Source organism: Variovorax sp. J2L1-78, assembly GCF_030317205.1.
Lineage (GTDB): Bacteria > Pseudomonadota > Gammaproteobacteria > Burkholderiales > Burkholderiaceae_C > Variovorax > Variovorax arabinosiphilus.
Genome location: NZ_JASZYB010000002.1, coordinates 352,327 through 367,573, shown reverse-complemented (window position 1 = coordinate 367,573; position 15,247 = coordinate 352,327). Strand labels below are relative to the sequence as shown.

The 15,247-nt window shown below is 68.9% G+C and carries 12 protein-coding genes; 9 read left to right on the top strand and 3 right to left on the bottom strand.

Annotated elements, in window-relative coordinates; genetic code table 11:
• Window positions 1–28 precede the first annotated feature (28 nt).
• Complete coding sequence (locus QTH86_RS15650) at window positions 29–1,105, top strand: ABC transporter substrate-binding protein (protein ID WP_286647122.1); 1,077 nt, start codon at window positions 29–31, stop codon at window positions 1,103–1,105.
• A 509-nt stretch (window positions 1,106–1,614) separates the two neighbouring features.
• Here QTH86_RS15650 and QTH86_RS15645 read toward each other — a convergent pair.
• Both QTH86_RS15645 and aptA read right to left on the bottom strand, forming a co-directional pair.
• On the bottom strand, window positions 1,615–3,252 hold the full coding sequence (locus QTH86_RS15645; RefSeq protein ID WP_286647121.1) for a GMC family oxidoreductase: 1,638 nt from the start codon (window positions 3,250–3,252) through the stop codon (window positions 1,615–1,617).
• 102 nt (window positions 3,253–3,354) lie between these two features.
• Window positions 3,355–4,707, bottom strand: a complete 1,353-nt coding sequence (aptA, locus tag QTH86_RS15640) for an omega-aminotransferase AptA (RefSeq protein ID WP_286647120.1) — start codon at window positions 4,705–4,707, stop codon at window positions 3,355–3,357.
• Window positions 4,708–4,808: 101 nt separating this feature from the next.
• Between aptA and QTH86_RS15635 the strand changes: the two genes are divergently transcribed.
• Window positions 4,809–5,762 (top strand): LysR family transcriptional regulator, encoded by a 954-nt coding sequence (locus QTH86_RS15635; RefSeq protein ID WP_286647119.1) that lies wholly within the window; start codon window positions 4,809–4,811, stop codon window positions 5,760–5,762.
• 3 nt (window positions 5,763–5,765) lie between these two features.
• Here QTH86_RS15635 and QTH86_RS15630 read toward each other — a convergent pair whose 3' ends face one another.
• Window positions 5,766–7,190, bottom strand: coding sequence for an aminotransferase-like domain-containing protein (locus QTH86_RS15630; RefSeq protein ID WP_286647118.1), 1,425 nt, complete (start codon window positions 7,188–7,190; stop codon window positions 5,766–5,768).
• Window positions 7,191–7,369: 179 nt separating this feature from the next.
• On the opposite strand from QTH86_RS15630, the gene QTH86_RS15625 reads away from it, so the two are divergent.
• Genes QTH86_RS15625 through QTH86_RS15595 form a run of 7 tightly spaced genes read left to right on the top strand, consistent with a single transcriptional unit; the run spans window position 7,370 to window position 15,107 of the window.
• On the top strand, window positions 7,370–8,986 hold the full coding sequence (locus tag QTH86_RS15625; RefSeq protein ID WP_286647117.1) for an ABC transporter substrate-binding protein: 1,617 nt from the start codon (window positions 7,370–7,372) through the stop codon (window positions 8,984–8,986).
• A 54-nt stretch (window positions 8,987–9,040) separates the two neighbouring features.
• Window positions 9,041–9,982 carry an ABC transporter permease gene (locus QTH86_RS15620; RefSeq protein WP_262075730.1) on the top strand — a complete coding sequence of 314 codons (942 nt, stop codon included), beginning with the start codon at window positions 9,041–9,043 and terminating at the stop codon, window positions 9,980–9,982.
• A gap of 13 nt (window positions 9,983–9,995) precedes the next feature.
• Window positions 9,996–10,868: an ABC transporter permease gene (locus QTH86_RS15615; RefSeq protein ID WP_286647116.1), complete on the top strand. Its 873-nt coding sequence runs from the start codon at window positions 9,996–9,998 to the stop codon at window positions 10,866–10,868.
• An 11-nt stretch (window positions 10,869–10,879) separates the two neighbouring features.
• Complete coding sequence (locus tag QTH86_RS15610) at window positions 10,880–12,544, top strand: dipeptide ABC transporter ATP-binding protein (protein WP_286647115.1); 1,665 nt, start codon at window positions 10,880–10,882, stop codon at window positions 12,542–12,544.
• Window positions 12,544–13,263 carry an AzlC family ABC transporter permease gene (locus QTH86_RS15605; RefSeq protein ID WP_286647114.1) on the top strand — a complete coding sequence of 240 codons (720 nt, stop codon included), beginning with the start codon at window positions 12,544–12,546 and terminating at the stop codon, window positions 13,261–13,263. The genes QTH86_RS15610 and QTH86_RS15605 overlap by 1 nt, the downstream gene beginning before the upstream one ends.
• Window positions 13,263–13,607 (top strand): AzlD domain-containing protein, encoded by a 345-nt coding sequence (locus QTH86_RS15600; RefSeq protein ID WP_286647113.1) that lies wholly within the window; start codon window positions 13,263–13,265, stop codon window positions 13,605–13,607. Before QTH86_RS15605 ends, QTH86_RS15600 begins: the two co-directional genes overlap by 1 nt.
• A gap of 42 nt (window positions 13,608–13,649) precedes the next feature.
• Window positions 13,650–15,107, top strand: coding sequence for an amidase (locus QTH86_RS15595; protein WP_286647112.1), 1,458 nt, complete (start codon window positions 13,650–13,652; stop codon window positions 15,105–15,107).
• Window positions 15,108–15,247 lie beyond the last annotated feature (140 nt).

The following is a 15,247-nucleotide window of genomic DNA, read 5'->3' as shown; positions in this document are numbered from 1 at the left end:
GTCCCCTTCACCCACCGAAAGGAAAGCCATGTCCATCTCCCGCATCGCCCCCCACTCCGGAGCCCTGCGCCGCGCCGTCTTCACCACGCTGGCTGCTGCGGCCCTGGCCGCCAGCGGCGTGGCCGGCGCGCAGACCAAGACGCTCTACATCGGCATGAACGGCGGCACCTTCGAGAAGGCGTACACGCAGTACGTCTTCCCGGCCTTCGAGAAGGCCAACAACGTCAAGGTGGTGGTCGTGCCCGGCACCTCGTCCGATATCCTGGCCAAGGCGCAGGCCAACAAGGACAAGCCGCAGATGCACGTGATGTTCCTCGACGACGGCATCATGGCGCGTGCCATCGGCATGGGCCTGTGCGAGAAGCAGCGCCCGAGCGCCGCGCTCAACGAGATCTACCCGGCCGCGCGCTTCAAGGGCGACATGGCCAGCGGCGTGAGCCTGGGCATGACTGGCTTGGCCTACAACGCCAAGATGTTCAAGGAAAAGGGCTGGGCGCCGCCCACCTCGTGGATGGATCTGGCCGACCCGAAGTACAAGGGCAAGGTGGTGTTCCAGTCGGCCTCGGCGTCGTCCTTCGGCCTGCATGGCTTCCTGATGTTCAACCGCATCCAGGGCGGCAACGAGAAGAACGTCGAGCCCGGGTTCAAGGCCTGGCCGACCACGATCGGGCCGAACGTGCTGGAGTACATCCCCAGCTCGGCCAAGATTTCCGAGATGGTCCAGACCAACGAGGCCGCGGTCTTCCCGCTGACACCGACGATCGTGGCGGCGATGAAGACCAAGGGCATCCCCGTCGAATACGCGAACCCGAAGGAGGGCTCTGTGGTGCTCATCGTCGGCCAGTGCGTGATCGCCAACAACAGCGAGCCCGAGCTGGCGCAGAAGCTCACCGAGTTCCTGCTCTCCCCGCTGGCGCAGGCGAACGTGCTGCAGTACGGCAGCCAGATCCCGACCAACCCCAAGGCACCGGTCGTGGGCGAGGGCGTCGCGCAGGTGGCGGCGATCAACGGCTACATGAAGACCGCGATCACGGTGGATTGGGAGAGCATCAATGCGAACCGGCCGGCGTGGAATGCGCGGTGGAACAAGACGATCGAGCGTTGATCGCTTGATGGGGTGGGCGTCGGCGGGCGGTAGGGCTGCGGGCGGCAGACGCCTGCGGCCCTTCGGGCTTCGCTGCTGCTCCTCGCGAAAGGCGGGGTCCGCAGAACTCGCTTCGCTCAAACAGCTGCGGCCCTGATCCGCCTTTGGCTGCGGTGCTCGCCGCAGCCAAAGGCCGCCCACAGCCCTACCGCCCACCGACGTGGACGCGATCGTTGTGCATCCTTTCCGGCGAGCGCAATCGTTGCGCCCCCAAGCCCGGCAGGCGGTGCGGGTCGGGCGATCCCCTGTGTGCCGCCGAGGAGCGCAGTGCCATCGGCTGCGCGCGCAGCGCGCTTCAACATCTGACTCGTCGCAGCTGTCTGAGCGCAGAGAGCGAAGTGAACGCAGCGAGTTCTGCGACGCAGCCGATGGCGCGAACACCGCAGGGCAGCCGCGAAGCGGCCGGCGCACCGGGGTCGATCGGCCCGCACCGCCTGCCGGGCGCTCTCCATAGCGCCCAGTGCAAGCGACTACCGCCCCAAAACCCACCCCGCAGCCTTCTCCGCCATCATCAAGGTCGGACTGTTCGTGTTCCCGCTCGTGATCGTCGGCATCGCCCCCGCATCGACGACGCGCAGGCCGGCGATCAAACCCCCGCGCCCGTCCCGCACCCGCAAGCGCGAATCCAGCACCGCCATTGGGTCGCCATCCGCACCCATCTTAGTGGTGCCTACCGGATGAAAGATCGTGGTCGCGATGTCGCCAGCGAGGCGTGCCAAGTCGTCGTCGCTCTCGTACTGCGGCCCCGGCTTCCATTCGATCGGCTTGTACTTCGATAGCGCCGGCTGCGCAGCGATGCGGCGGGTCACGCGCAGCGAATCGGCCGCGACCTTGCGGTCCTCGTCGGTGCTCAGGTAGTTGGGCGCGATCGCCGGTGCGTCCTCGAAGCGCGCGCTCTTGATGCGCACCGAGCCGCGGCTGGTCGGGTTCAGGTTGCACACGCTCGCGGTGAAGGCCGGGAAGGCGTGCAGCGGGTCGCCGAAGGCGTCGAGCGACAGCGGCTGCACGTGGTACTCGAGGTTCGGCCATTCGTGGTCGGGCGAACTGCGCGTGAAGGCGCCCAGCTGCGACGGCGCCATGCTCATCGGTCCGCTGCGCTTCATCAGGTACTCGAGGCCGATCTTCGCCTTGCCCATCATCGACGACGCCAGCACGTTGAGCGTCGGCGCGCCGTCGATCTTGAACACGGCGCGGATCTGCAGGTGGTCCTGCAGGTTCGCGCCCACGCCGGGCAGGTCGGCCACCACGTCGATGCCGCGCTCCCGCAGCAGGTCGGCCGGGCCGATGCCCGAGAGCTGCAGCATCTGCGGCGAACCGATGCTGCCGCCGCACAGCAGCACCTCGTCGGTGGCGTGCGCCGTCACCATCTCCTGGCCGTCCCACACCTGCGCGCCGGTGCAGCGTTGCGTGCCGTCGGGCTGCGTCTCGACGATCAGCTTCGTGACCTGCGCGCCGGTCCACATCTCGAAGTTCGGCCGGCCGTAGCAGGTCGGCCGCAGAAAGGCCTTGGCCGTGTTCCAGCGCCAGCCATTCTTCTGGTTGACCTGGAAGTAGCCCACGCCTTCGTTGCTGCCGCGGTTGAAGTCAGTGGAGTGCGGGATGCCGGCTTCCTGCGCGGCCTGTGCGAAGGCGTCGAGGATGTCCCAGCGCAGGCGCTGCTTCTCCACCCGCCATTCGCCGCCCGCGCCGTGCATCTCGTCGGCGCCGAGGTAGTGGTCCTCGTGCTGCTTGAAGGCAGGCAGCACGTTGTCCCATTTCCACGCATCGTCGCCGGTGAGCTGCGCCCACTGGTCGTAGTCGCGCGACTGGCCGCGCATGTAGATCATCCCGTTGATGCTGGAGCTGCCGCCGAGCGTCTTGCCGCGCGGGTAGCGCAGCGTGCGGCCGTTGAGGCCCGGGTCGGGCTCGGTGCTGTAGAGCCAGTCGGTGCGCGGGTTGCCGATGCAGTAGAGGTAGCCGACCGGGATGTGGATCCAGTGGTAATCGTCGCGGCGGCCCGCCTCGATCAGCAGCACGCGCTTGCGCTTGTCCGCCGAGAGTCGGTTGCACATCAGCGCGCCGGCCGTGCCGCCGCCGATGACGATGTAGTCGAATGTGGTGTCGCTCACGCGTTGTCTCCAAAACAAGGAAAGCCCGGGCCGGTGTATCCGGGCCTCGGGCTTTGCAGTTTAGGGGGCAATCGCTGGCGCGATGCTTACGTCACGGGTCGTTCAGGCGACCTCGGCGAGCGCGTCACCGACGGCGTTGATCAGCCGGTCGATTTCCGCCTTCTCGGTGATGAAGGGCGGAGCGAGCTGGATCGTGTCGCCGCCGTAGCGCACGTAGAAGCCCTTCTTCCAGCACGCCATGGCCACTTCGTACGGGCGCTTGGCGGGTTCGCCGGGCACCGGCGCCAGCGTGATGCCCGCGGCCAGGCCGAAGTTGCGGATGTCGACGACGTGTTGGCTGCCCTTGAGGCTGTGCACCGCGTTCTCGAAATGCGGCGCCAGCGTGCGCACGCGGCCGACCATGTCCTCGCGGGTCAGCACGTCGAGCGCCGCGAGGCCGGCGGCGCACGCCACCGGGTGGGCCGAGTAGGTGTAGCCGTGCGGGAATTCGACCATGTAGTCCGGGCCGCCGGCCGCCATGAAGGTGTCGTAGATCTCCTTGCTGGCGATCACGGCGCCCAGCGGCTGCGCGCCGTTGGTCACCTGCTTGGCGACGTTCATGATGTCCGGCGTCACGCCGAAGGCATCGGCGCCGGTCATTGCGCCCATGCGGCCGAAACCGGTGATGACCTCGTCGAAGATCAGCAGGATGTTGTTGGCGGTGCAGATGTCGCGCAGGCGCTGCAGGTAGCCCGCGGGCGGCACGATCACGCCGGCCGAGCCGGACATCGGTTCGACGATGACGGCGGCGATGTTCGAGGCGTCGTGCAGCGCGATCAGGTCGAGCAGGCGGTCGGCCAGGTGCGCGCCCTCGGTCGGCATGCCGCGCACGAAGGTGTTGCCGGGCAGCACGGTGTGCGGCAGGTGGTCGGCTTCCACGGCCTGGCCGAACAGCTTGCGGTTGCCGCCGATGCCGCCCACCGAAATGCCGCCGAAGTTCACGCCGTGGTAGCCCTTCTCACGGCCGATCAGCCGGGTCTTGCTGGCTTGGCCTTTGGCGCGCCAGTAGGCGCGGGCCATCTTCAGCGAGGTATCGGCGGCCTCGGAGCCCGAGCCGGTGAAGAAGACGTGGTCGAGCCCGGCGGGCGTGAGTTCCTTGAGCTTGTTGGCCAGCTCGAAGGAGGCCGGGTGACCGAACTGGAAGGCCGGCGCGTAGTCGAGCTTGGCGACCTGGCGGCTCACCGCTTCGGTGATTTCCGGGCGGCCGTGGCCGAGGCCGGTGCACCACAGGCCCGACAGCCCGTCGAACACCTTGCGGCCGGTGTCGTCGGTGAAGTAGGCACCCTTGGCCTCTACCACCATGCGCGGGTCGGCCTTGAAGTTGCGGTTGCCGGTGAAGGGCATCCAGTGCGCGTCGAGCCAGGCGGCGTCGGTGCGGGAGGCGGCGGGCGGGGTCGGGGCGGTGAGGGTGGTCATGGCGGCGGGCGTTGGGTGGAAGGGATGAATCGGCTCGCCGGATTGTTCGTCGCGCGCTTATTCCTGAAAATGGCGCAATATCGAAGTTCACTTGAGCGTCCATGCAAGTAAAGCAACCTCCGAAGTCCTCCGAGAAATCACGCGCCCTGCTCGGCCAGCTGAGCGACATGGATCTGCGCCTGCTCAAGGTGTTCAAGAGCGTCGTCGAATGCGGCGGCATGGCGGCGGCCGAGCTGGAACTCAACATCGGCACCTCCACCGTGAGCCGCCACGTCAAGGACCTGGAGACGCGCATGGGCCTGGTGCTGTGCCGGCGCGGGCGGGCCGGCTTCGCGCTCACGCCCGAGGGCCAGCGCGTCTACGACGAGACGCTGCGCCTGCTGGCCTCGGTCGAGGCCTTCCGCAGCAGCATCGACGACATCCACCACCGCATGGGCGGGCAGCTCGACGTGGCGGTGTTCGACAAGACGGCGAGCAACCCGCAGGCGCACGTGGGCGATGCCATCGCGCGCTTCGCCACGCGGGCGCCCGAGGTGCGGCTGAACATCCACGTCGGCTCGATCAACGCCATCGAGCGCGGCGTGATCGATGGCGCCTTCCAGGTCGGCATCATCCCGGCGCACCGCAGCTCGAAGACGCTGGCCTACGCCGACCTGTTCGGCGAGACGATGCTGCTGTACTGCGGTGCGCGCCACCCGCTGTTCGGCGCGGCGCATGCCGGCCTGACGTGGGAGAGGCTGCGCGCCCATGCCTTCGCCGGCCTGGGCTTCCACTCGCCCAACATGGAGCTCAGCCATCGCGCGCGGCTGGTGCGCAAGGCCACCGGCTTCGACCAGGAGGCGATCGCGATGCTGGTGCTGTCCGGCCAGTACCTGGGCTTCCTGCCCGACCACTACGCCAAGGGTTTCGAGCAGGAGGGGCTGATGCAGGCGGTGGCGCCGAAACGCTTCCGCTATGCCTGCCGCTTCGTCAGCGTGCTGCGGCGTTCGCCGGCGCCGTCGCGTGCGGCGCAGCTGTTCCAGGAATGCCTGGTGGCGGCGCACGAGGCGGCGTGAGCCTCAGCGTGCGGCGCTCCGCTTGAGGCGCGAGCGCCCGCCTTCCGCCGCCAGGTAGCGATAGAGCCGCGCATCGTCGGCATAGCCCACGTTGAAGCGCAGCCACGGCGTCGGGCGCAGGTCGGTGCGGAACAGGTCGCCCGGCGCCAGCAGGAAGCCCTCGGCGATGGCGCGCTGCGCGAGCGCGCGCATGTCGACGTCGTCGCGCTCGAAGCGCGCCCACAAGAAGGGCCCGCCCGCGGGCCGCAGGAAGAGCTGCATGCCGGCCGCCTCCAACCCGTCGCAGACCTTCTCCTGCGCCGCGCGCAGCTGCTCGGCCAGGCGCGTCAGGTGCGTGCGGAAACGGCCCTCGGCCAGCACGCCGTGCAGCAGCTTCTCGTTGAGCTCCGAGGTGGTGAGGCTGTTGACCATCTTGTGCAGGATGAGCTTCTCCGCGAACTCCTCGCTGCACGCGACGAAGCCCACGCGCAGGCTGGGTGACACCGTCTTCGAGAAGCTGCCGATGTGGATCACGCGCTGCAGGCGGTCGAGGCTGGCCAGCGAGGTGGCGCCCGGCGGCTCCAGGCCCGACATCGTGTCGTTGTCGACGATGTGGAAATCCAGCTGCTCCGCCAGCCGCAGCAGCTGGTAAGCGACGGCCGGGCTGCACTGGCTGCCGGTGGGGTTGTGCAGGTTGGCGGTGGTGAAGAAGGCCTTGGCCCGGTGCCGCTGCGCGAGCGTGCGCAGGGCTTCGAGGTCGGGGCCCTGCGTGGTGCGCTCGATGCCCACGAGCTTCAGGTCGAGCGAGCGCAGCATGGCGAACAGGTTGGTCGAGCTGGGCTCGTCGACCAGCACCACGTCGTGGGGCTGCAGCAGGCAGCGCGCCGCGAGGATGAGCGCCTGCGACGCGCCGTGCGTCAGCACGATCTGGTGCGGCGGCGCTTCGATGCCCTTCTGCGCCAGCAGCACCTGGATCTGCTGGCGCAGCGGCAGGTAGCCGTACGGGTTGCCGTAGTTGGCCAAGCCCGCGGCCGACTTGCGCGACAGCGCGGCCAGCGCGCGTCGCACGCCCTCGGTGTGCAGCAGCTCGGGCGGCACCCAGCCGCAGCCGGCGTTCAGCAGGCTGCGGTCGTCCTCGTACACATGCTTGAGCAGCCACAGCGAATCGACCGAGGTGCGGCCGGCGAAGGGCTTGCGCCGCGTGCCCGAGCGCTCGGCCGCCGCGACGTAATAGCCGCTGGCGCTGCGCGCTTCGACATGGCCTTCGGCCACCAGGCGCTGGTAGGCGTTGGTCACCGTCATGGTGCTCACGCCGCAGGCTGCCGCCAGCCCGCGGACCGAGGGCAGCCTGTCGCCCGGCTTCATCGCGCTCGACGAGATGTCGCGCAGGAGGGCGTCGTAGACCTGGCGCACCAGGGGGGTCGCAAGCGTGGGGTCGATGGCGATCATGGGATGTCGATGCACGGTTTGTGTGCGGGGCGCGGCCCCAATCGGGTGATCGTGCCAGAACTGTTCTACAACAGAAAACCAAACTGTATATATGCGTTCGGGGCGTTTGGATTTTCAATCCGCAGCACGCCGGCCCTGATGGGCAGGCTGCGCTCATCAACCTGAATACCCCAACGTCCATGCAGCAACGCTCTCCCGGGCCCGTCGGCCCCACCGGTTTCCTGTCGCGCCGTGTCACGAAGTGGGCCGCCACCGCCTTGCTCGCGGGCGCGGTCATGGCCCCGGCCATGGCGCAGACCAGCACCCTCAAGATCATCCCGAGCAGCAACATCACCGTGCTCGACCCGATCTGGACCACGGCCTACGTCACGCGCAACTTCGGCTACATGGTCTACGACACCCTGTTTGCGACCGACCTCGAAGGCCACATCAAGCCGCAGATGGTCGACAAGTGGAAGGTGTCGGCCGACAACAAGACCTGGACCTTCACGCTGCGCGACGGCCTGGAGTTCCACGATGGCAAGCCGGTCACCGGCGAAGACGTGGTCGCCTCCATCAAGCGCTGGGCCAGCCGCGACACCTTCGGCGCCCAGCTGGCCAAGAACACCGAGCGCTACGAGACGCCCGACGCCAAGACCTTCGTGATCGTGCTGAAGGAGCCCTTCGGCCTGGTGCTCGAGGCGCTGGGCAAGCCGTCGTCGAACGTGCCGTTCATCATGCCCAAGCGCATCGCCGAGACCTCGGGCGACACGCAGATCAAGGAGTCGATCGGCTCCGGCCCGTACGTGTTCAAGGCCGACGAGTTCCGCCCGGGCGAGCGCGTGGTGTTCACCAAGAACACGCGCTACAAGCCGCGCGCCGAGGCGCCCTCGGGCACGGCCGGCGGCAAGAACGTGTATGTGGACCGCGTCGAGTGGCTCATCATCCGCGACGCGCAGACGCAGATGAACGCGCTGCTCAACGGCGAGGCCGACATCCTGGAGCAGCCCGCGTTCGAGCAGTACGCCACGCTGCGTACCAACCCCGACATCAAGCTGGTCGACGCCCAGCCGGCCGGCAACCAGTTCATCCTGCGCTTCAACTTCCTGCAGCCGCCCTTCAACAACGAGAAGGTGCGCCGCGCCGCGATGCTGGCCCTGGGCCAGGAGGCCTTCCTGCGCACGCAGGTCGGCACGCCAGGCCTCACGCGCTACTGCAAGAGCATGTTCCCCTGCGGCACGCTGTTCGAATCGGAACAGACCGGCGAGTACACCGGTGTCGCCAACCCGGCCAAGGCCAAGGCGCTGCTGGCCGAAGCCGGCTACAAGAGCGAGCCGGTGGTGCTGATGCGCCCGACCGACAACCCCACCATCGGCAAGCTGCCGCTGGTGGCCAAGCAGCAGCTCGAGCAGGCCGGCTTCAAGGTCGACATGCAGGCCATGGACTGGTCGACGCTGGTCGCGCGCCGCGCCAAGAAGGACGCGCCTTCGGCCGGCGGCTGGAGCGCCTTCATGACCTCGTGGACCGCGTCGGACATCCTCAACCCGATCACCATGGCGATGATGAACGCCACCGGCGACAAGGGCTGGTTCGGCTGGCAGACCGACGCCAAGCTCGAAGAGATCAAGGTCCAGTTCACGCAGGCCAAGACCGACGCCGAGAAGAAGAAGCTGGCGACCGCCGCCCAGCTGCGCGCCTTCGAGACCGCCACCCACGTGCCGGTCGGCCAGTACAACCAGCCCGCGGCCGTGCGCAAGAACATCGACGGCCTGGTGCCGGCGGGTGCGCAGGTGTACTGGAACATCAAGAAGCAATAAGCGACACGCGCGGGGGCCTTGCGGGCCGCCGCCCGGTTGCGGAGTCCTCGTCCCATGCTCAACTTCCTCGGCAAACGCCTGCTCGCCACCCTTCCCGTGCTGCTGGTCGTGGCCATCGCGATCTTCATGATCGTGCGGCTCACGCCCGGCGACCCGGCCGCCGTCATCGGCGGCAACAGCGCCACCAGCGAAGACCTGGACCGCATCCGTGTGCAGCTCGGCCTCACCAAGCCGCTGTGGACGCAGTTCGCGATCTGGGGCAACGGCGTGCTGCACGGCGACCTGGGCTTCTCCTTCTTCCTGAACAAGCCGGTCACCGAACTCATCGGCCAGCGCATGGAGCCCACGCTGTCGCTGGCGGCCGGCACGCTGCTGCTGGCGGTGCTCATCGCGCTGCCGCTGGGCACGCTGGCGGCCTGGCGCATGGGCGGCTGGCTCGACAAGGCCGTGATGGCCTTCTCGGTGGCCGGCTTCTCGGTGCCAGTGTTCGTGGTCGGCTACGTGCTGATCTACCTGCTCGCGATGAAGCTGCAGTGGTTCCCGGTGCAGGGCTACCGGCGCATTGCCGACGGCGTCGGCCCGTGGCTCAACCAGCTGGTGCTGCCCTGCCTGACGCTGGCCATCACCTACGTCGCGCTGCTCTCGCGCGTGACCCGCGCCGCGGTGAGCGAGGCGCTGACCGAGGACTTCATCCGCACCGCGCGCGCCAAGGGCATCACCGAGCTGCAGGTGCTGATGCACCACGCGCTGCGCAACGCCGCGGTGCCGGTGGTCACGGTCATCGGCGTGAGCGCCGCGCTGCTGCTCGGCGGCGTGGTCGTCACCGAGACGGTGTACGCCATCCCGGGCCTGGGCCAGCTCACGGTCGACGCGGTGCTCAACCGCGACTTCCCGGTGCTGCAGGGCGTGGTGCTGTTCTTCGCGCTGGTCTATGTCGGCGTCAATCTGCTGGTGGACATCAGCTACCTGTTCCTCGACCCCCGGATTCGCTACTGATTCCGCGACTGACATGAGCAACCTCCAAAGACTCTGGCGCAACAGCGCCGTGCGCGGCGGCGTCGCCGTGCTGGTGGTGCTGGCGCTGCTGGGCGTGTGCGCGCCCTGGCTCGGCACCTTCGATCCGTCGGCCATGGACCCGAGCTTCATCTCGGTCGATGCCGGCACCGCTGGCCAGGTCACGCTGCCCGATGGCAACCAAATCGCCCACACCTTCTGGATGGGCAGCGACAGCGTCGGGCGTGACGTGTGGAGCCGCGTGCTCTACGGCACGCGCATCTCGATGCTGGTGGGCCTGTTCACCGCCTTCGTCGCCATCGCCTTCGGCTGCGTGCTCGGCATGCTGGCGGGCTACTTCCGCGCGGTCGACGCGGTGCTGATGCGGGTGATGGACGGCGTCATGGCCATCCCGGCCGTGCTGCTGGCGATCACGCTGGTGGCGGTGCTCGGCGCCAACCTGCCGACCGTGATCCTCGCGATCGCAGTGCCCGAAGTGCCGCGCGTCACGCGGCTGGTGCGCGCACTGGTGATGAGCCTGCGCGACGAGCCCTTCGTCGAGGCCGCGCGTGCGCTCGCCACGCCGGACGCCACCATCCTGTGGCGCGACATCCTGCCGAACGCGCTGGCGCCGCTGATCGTGCAGGGCACCTTCATCGCCGCCTCGGCCGTGCTGACCGAAGCCATCCTGAGCTTCCTCGGCCTGGGCCTGCCGTCGGACGTGCCGACCTGGGGAAACATCATGGCCGAGGGCCGGGTGCAGTTCTCGCAGAGCCCGGGCAACGTGCTGTTCCCAGCGCTCTTCCTGGTGCCGACGGTGCTGGCGATCAACCTGCTGGGTGACGGCCTGCGCGACGTGCTCGACCCCAAATTCTCCAAACGCGTGTGAGCCTGCGACCCATGAATGCGATGACCGAACCCGTGGCTCCGAGCGCGCCGATCCTCGAAGTGCGCGGCCTGCAGGTGGGCCTGCCGTCGGACGCGGACCGCCCGCATGCGATCGAACACCTGGACCTGCGCCTGGACGCCGGCCGCACGCTCTGCATCGTGGGCGAGTCCGGCTCCGGCAAGTCGGTGCTGGCGACCACCGTGATGGGGCTGATGGCCAAGGGCCTGACGCTGTCGGCGGGCGACGTGGTGCTGGCCGGCGAGACGCTCGTCGATCAGGGGCGCTTCATCTCCGACAAGCGCCTGCGGCAGCTGCGCGGCACCGGCATGGGCATGGTGTTCCAGGAGCCGATGACCGCGCTGAACCCGGTGCTGAGCTGCGGCGAGCAGGTCGACGAACTGCTGCGCACCCACACCGACTGGAACGCCGCGCAGCGCAAGGCCCGCATCCTCGAGATCTTCGAGCGCGTCCGCCTGCCCGATCCGGCGCGCATCTTCGCGAGCTACCCGCACCAGCTCTCGGGCGGCCAGCGCCAGCGCATCGTGATCGCGATGGCGATCATCCTGAAGCCGCGCCTCTTGATCTGCGACGAGCCGACCACCGCGCTCGACGTGACCACGCAGGCCGAGATCCTCAAGCTCATCGCCGAGCTGCAGGCCGAGCAGGGCAGCGCCGTGCTCTTCATCACGCACGACATGGGCGTGGTCGCCGAGATCGCCGACGAGGTGATGGTGATGCACCGCGGCCAGCTGGTGGAGCAGGGCGCCTGCGCACAGGTGCTGCACCACCCGCGCGAGGCCTACACGCGCATGCTGCTCGACGCCGTGCCCGGCATGACGCCGCCGCCGGCGCGCACGCTGCCCGGTGGCCCGGCGCTGATCACCGGCACCGGCGTCGGCAAGGTCTACACGCGGCGCGACTGGATGGGCCGCACCAAGCACAACACCGCGCTGCAGGACGCGAGCGTGGCGGTGCACCGCGGCGAGACGGTGGGCGTGGTGGGCGAGTCCGGCTCGGGCAAGTCGACCTTCGCGCGCTGCATGATCCGGCTGATCGAGCCGAGCGAAGGCAGCATCCTCTGGGGCGATGCGCCGGTGCACGCCCTGCCCGAAGGCCGGCTGCGGCCGCTGCGCTCGCGGGTGCAGGTGGTCTTCCAGGACCCGAACCGTTCGCTGAACCCGCGCCGCACCGTCGGCTCCTCGATGGTCGAGGGCGCGATGAACTTCGGCATGGACAAGCTGCATGCACACCGCACCGCCGAAGAGCTGATGGACCGCATCCAGCTGCCGCGCACCGCGCTCGAACGCTACCCGCACCAGTTCTCCGGCGGCCAGCGCCAGCGCCTGGCCATCGCGCGCGCCATCGCCTGCCAGCCGCAGGTGCTGGTGGCCGATGAAGCCGTATCGGCGCTCGACGTGTCGGTGCAGGCGCAGATCCTCGACCTGCTGCGCGAGATCCAGCGCGACCTTGGCCTGGGCATCCTCTTCATCACGCACGACCTGCGCGTCGCGGCGCAGCTGTGCGACCGCGTGATCGTGATGAGCCAGAGCCGCATCGTGGAGCAGGGTGCCACGGGGCGCGTGTTCAACGCCCCCGAGAACGACTACACGCGCCGGCTGCTGGCCGCCGCACCGCGCGCTGAGCTCGCGGGCCAGCCGGTACCGACGGGCGCCTGATGCAGCGATTCGACGACCCCGCGTGGCGCCGCGAGTTCAGGCTGGGTTGCCGCGACATCCGGGGCCCGGCGCTGGGCACCCTGGCGATGGGCCTGGTGGCCGGCGTGGCCATGGCCAAGAGCGGCGTCGGCCTGGGCGTGATCCTCGGCATGTCGCTGCTGGTGTTCGCCAGTGCGTCGCAACTGGCCTGCCTGCCGCTCATGGCCGCCGGTGCGCCGCTGTGGGTGATCGCCGCGACCGCCTGCGTGCTCAACCTGCGCTTCGTCGTCTTCAGCGTGAGCTGGCGGCGCTACTTCGGTGGGCACGGCCGGCCGCAGCGGGTGCTGCTGTCGTACCTGGCGGGCGACCCGGTGTACGCGCAATTCGTGCAGCGGCATCCGGTGCCGTCGCCGACCGGCCGCGCGACCGTGGCGCAGCAGGGCTACTTCCTCGGCCTGGCGCTCACCAATTGGGCCGCCTGGCATGTCGCGTCGCTCGCGGGCATCTTCCTGGCCGACGCCATCCCCACCGCCTGGGGCCTGCGCTTCGTCGGCGTGCTGGCGCTGCTCGCGCTGGCGCTGCCGATGCTGACCGACCGCGCGGTGCGCTGTTCGGCGCTGGCCGCCGCGTCGGTCGCGCTGGCCACGGCCTCGTGGCCGATGGGGCTGAACGTGGTCGCGGCCATCGCCACCGCCTTCGTGGCCGGGCTCTGGGCCGACCGCCACTGGAACCTGCGCTGATGCACGCGGCCCATGGGGTGTACGCCTGGCTCGCGGTGCTGGCGCTGGTGGCGGTGACCGTGCTCACGCGCAGCTTCTTCCTGCTGCCCGACCGCGAGCCGCACCTGCCCGGCTGGCTGCGACAGGGCCTGCGCCATGCGCCGGTGGCGGCGCTGCTGGCGATGGTCGTGCCCGAGGTCTTCCTGAGCAACGGCCACCTGCTGGCCGACTGGCGCGACGCGCGGCTCTTTGCCGTGGCCGCGGCATTGCTGTACTGGCTGGCTCGGCGAAACGACGTGACCGGAACGATCCTGGCAGGGGCGGCTACGCTCATGCTGTTCAGGCTGGGATTCGGCTGGCCTTGATTCGACAACTGAAGAGAAACGGAAACTGAAATGACGATGGCAATGAGCTGGTCCGAATGGGCGGACCACGATGCGGTGGCACTGGCCGACCGGGTGCGCAAGGGCGACGTGAGCCCGGCCGAACTGGCGGCGCAGGCGAAGGCGGCCATCGACAAGGTCAACGGCCCGCTCGATGCGGTGGTCGAGGTGTTCGACGACGCCGTGGCCGACCCGGTGGGCAACGGCACGAACACCGGCGGCACCTTCGCCGGCGTCCCGTACCTGATGAAGGACCTGGGCCCCACGCTCAAGGGCCGGCTGCAGGAATTCGGCTCGATGCTGATGCAGGGCCATCGCCCGGCCGAGGACAGCTTCCTCACCGGCAAGATCCGGCAGGCCGGGCTGAACATCATGGGGCGCACCACCACGCCCGAGTTCGGCGTGTGCAGCTCCGCAGAAAACTCGCTGTATGTCACGCGCAACCCCTGGGACACGGCCTACACCACCTACGGCTCCTCGGCCGGCACCGGCGCCATCGTGGCCGCGGGCGTGCTGCCGATGTCGCATGCCACCGACGGCGGCGGCTCCATCCGCATCCCGGCCGGCGCCAACGGCAACATCGGCCTGAAGGTCTCGCGCGGCGTGTTCTCGCTGGCGCCAAATCTGTCGGACCTGTCGGGCCTGGTGTCGATCCAGGGTTGCCACAGCCGCACGGTGCGCGACACCGCGGCCTTCGTCGACCAGTGCCGCGGTGGCGCACCCGGCGAGTTCATGCCCTTCTGGTCGCCGGCCGAGCCGTACAGCGAACTGATCCGGAAGGACCCGGGCCGCCTGCGCATCGCGCTGTCGCACGAATGGGGCGACTACCGCGCCGTGCCGCATTTCGTAGCCGAGCTGGAGCGCGTCGGCCGCTTCCTCGAAGGCCTCGGCCACCATGTCGAATGGGCGCTGCCGAAGGTCGATTTCCAGACCGCCTTCGCCGCGCAGACTACCTGCTACATCAGCAACTTCGCGCAGGTCATCGCCGGCCAGATCGCGCGCCTGGGCCACGAGCGCCCGCCGGCCGATCTGCTGGAGCCGATCAACATCAAGATCTGGGAAGCAGGCCTCGACACCACCTACGGCGAGCGCTCGAAGATGCAGGCGGTGTTCAACACCACCTCGCGCGCCTTCGGCAACTTCTTCGAGGACTGGGACATCATCCTCACGCCGGTGACCGCGCTGCCCACGCCCAAGGTCGGCACCACCGAGTACCTCACGGTCAGCGACAACCCGTCCGTCTACGACTGGTTCGGCAACCTGTGGAAGAACTTCGCCTACACGCCGCTCGCCAACCTGTGCGGCATGCCCGGTATCTCCCTGCCGCTGGCGGCGCAGGAGAACGGCCTGCCGCTGGGTATTCAGGCGCAGGCGCGACAAGCCAACGATGGGTTGCTGCTGCAACTGGCGGCGCAGATCGAACGTGCGATCGGGGGCAAGTGGAACGCTGGGTTGCGGCCTGGGGTGCATGTGGCGGCTTGAAGTCCTTCAGGGCGAGCCTCAGGCCGGCGGGGTGCACTGCTCCGTTCGTGTCCTCCGGCCTTCGGCCTCCCCCTTAACCTCACTGCGCAGTACACCCCACCGGCCTGAGCCTTGGACGCAGCGGAGGTTGATCGCGCGAA

What these genes read in the sequence shown, in the direction of transcription:
- QTH86_RS15650 (WP_286647122.1), top strand. Translation starts at nt 29, where the DNA reads ATGTCCATCTCCCGCATCGCCCCCCACTCCGGAGCCCTGCGCCGCGCC.
- aptA (WP_286647120.1), bottom strand. Translation starts at nt 4,707, where the DNA reads ATGACCACCCTCACCGCCCCGACCCCGCCCGCCGCCTCCCGCACCGAC.
- QTH86_RS15635 (WP_286647119.1), top strand. Translation starts at nt 4,809, where the DNA reads ATGCAAGTAAAGCAACCTCCGAAGTCCTCCGAGAAATCACGCGCCCTG.
- QTH86_RS15630 (WP_286647118.1), bottom strand. Translation starts at nt 7,190, where the DNA reads ATGATCGCCATCGACCCCACGCTTGCGACCCCCCTGGTGCGCCAGGTC.
- QTH86_RS15625 (WP_286647117.1), top strand. Translation starts at nt 7,370, where the DNA reads ATGCAGCAACGCTCTCCCGGGCCCGTCGGCCCCACCGGTTTCCTGTCG.
- QTH86_RS15620 (WP_262075730.1), top strand. Translation starts at nt 9,041, where the DNA reads ATGCTCAACTTCCTCGGCAAACGCCTGCTCGCCACCCTTCCCGTGCTG.
- QTH86_RS15615 (WP_286647116.1), top strand. Translation starts at nt 9,996, where the DNA reads ATGAGCAACCTCCAAAGACTCTGGCGCAACAGCGCCGTGCGCGGCGGC.
- QTH86_RS15610 (WP_286647115.1), top strand. Translation starts at nt 10,880, where the DNA reads ATGAATGCGATGACCGAACCCGTGGCTCCGAGCGCGCCGATCCTCGAA.
- QTH86_RS15605 (WP_286647114.1), top strand. Translation starts at nt 12,544, where the DNA reads ATGCAGCGATTCGACGACCCCGCGTGGCGCCGCGAGTTCAGGCTGGGT.
- QTH86_RS15600 (WP_286647113.1), top strand. Translation starts at nt 13,263, where the DNA reads ATGCACGCGGCCCATGGGGTGTACGCCTGGCTCGCGGTGCTGGCGCTG.
- QTH86_RS15595 (WP_286647112.1), top strand. Translation starts at nt 13,650, where the DNA reads ATGAGCTGGTCCGAATGGGCGGACCACGATGCGGTGGCACTGGCCGAC.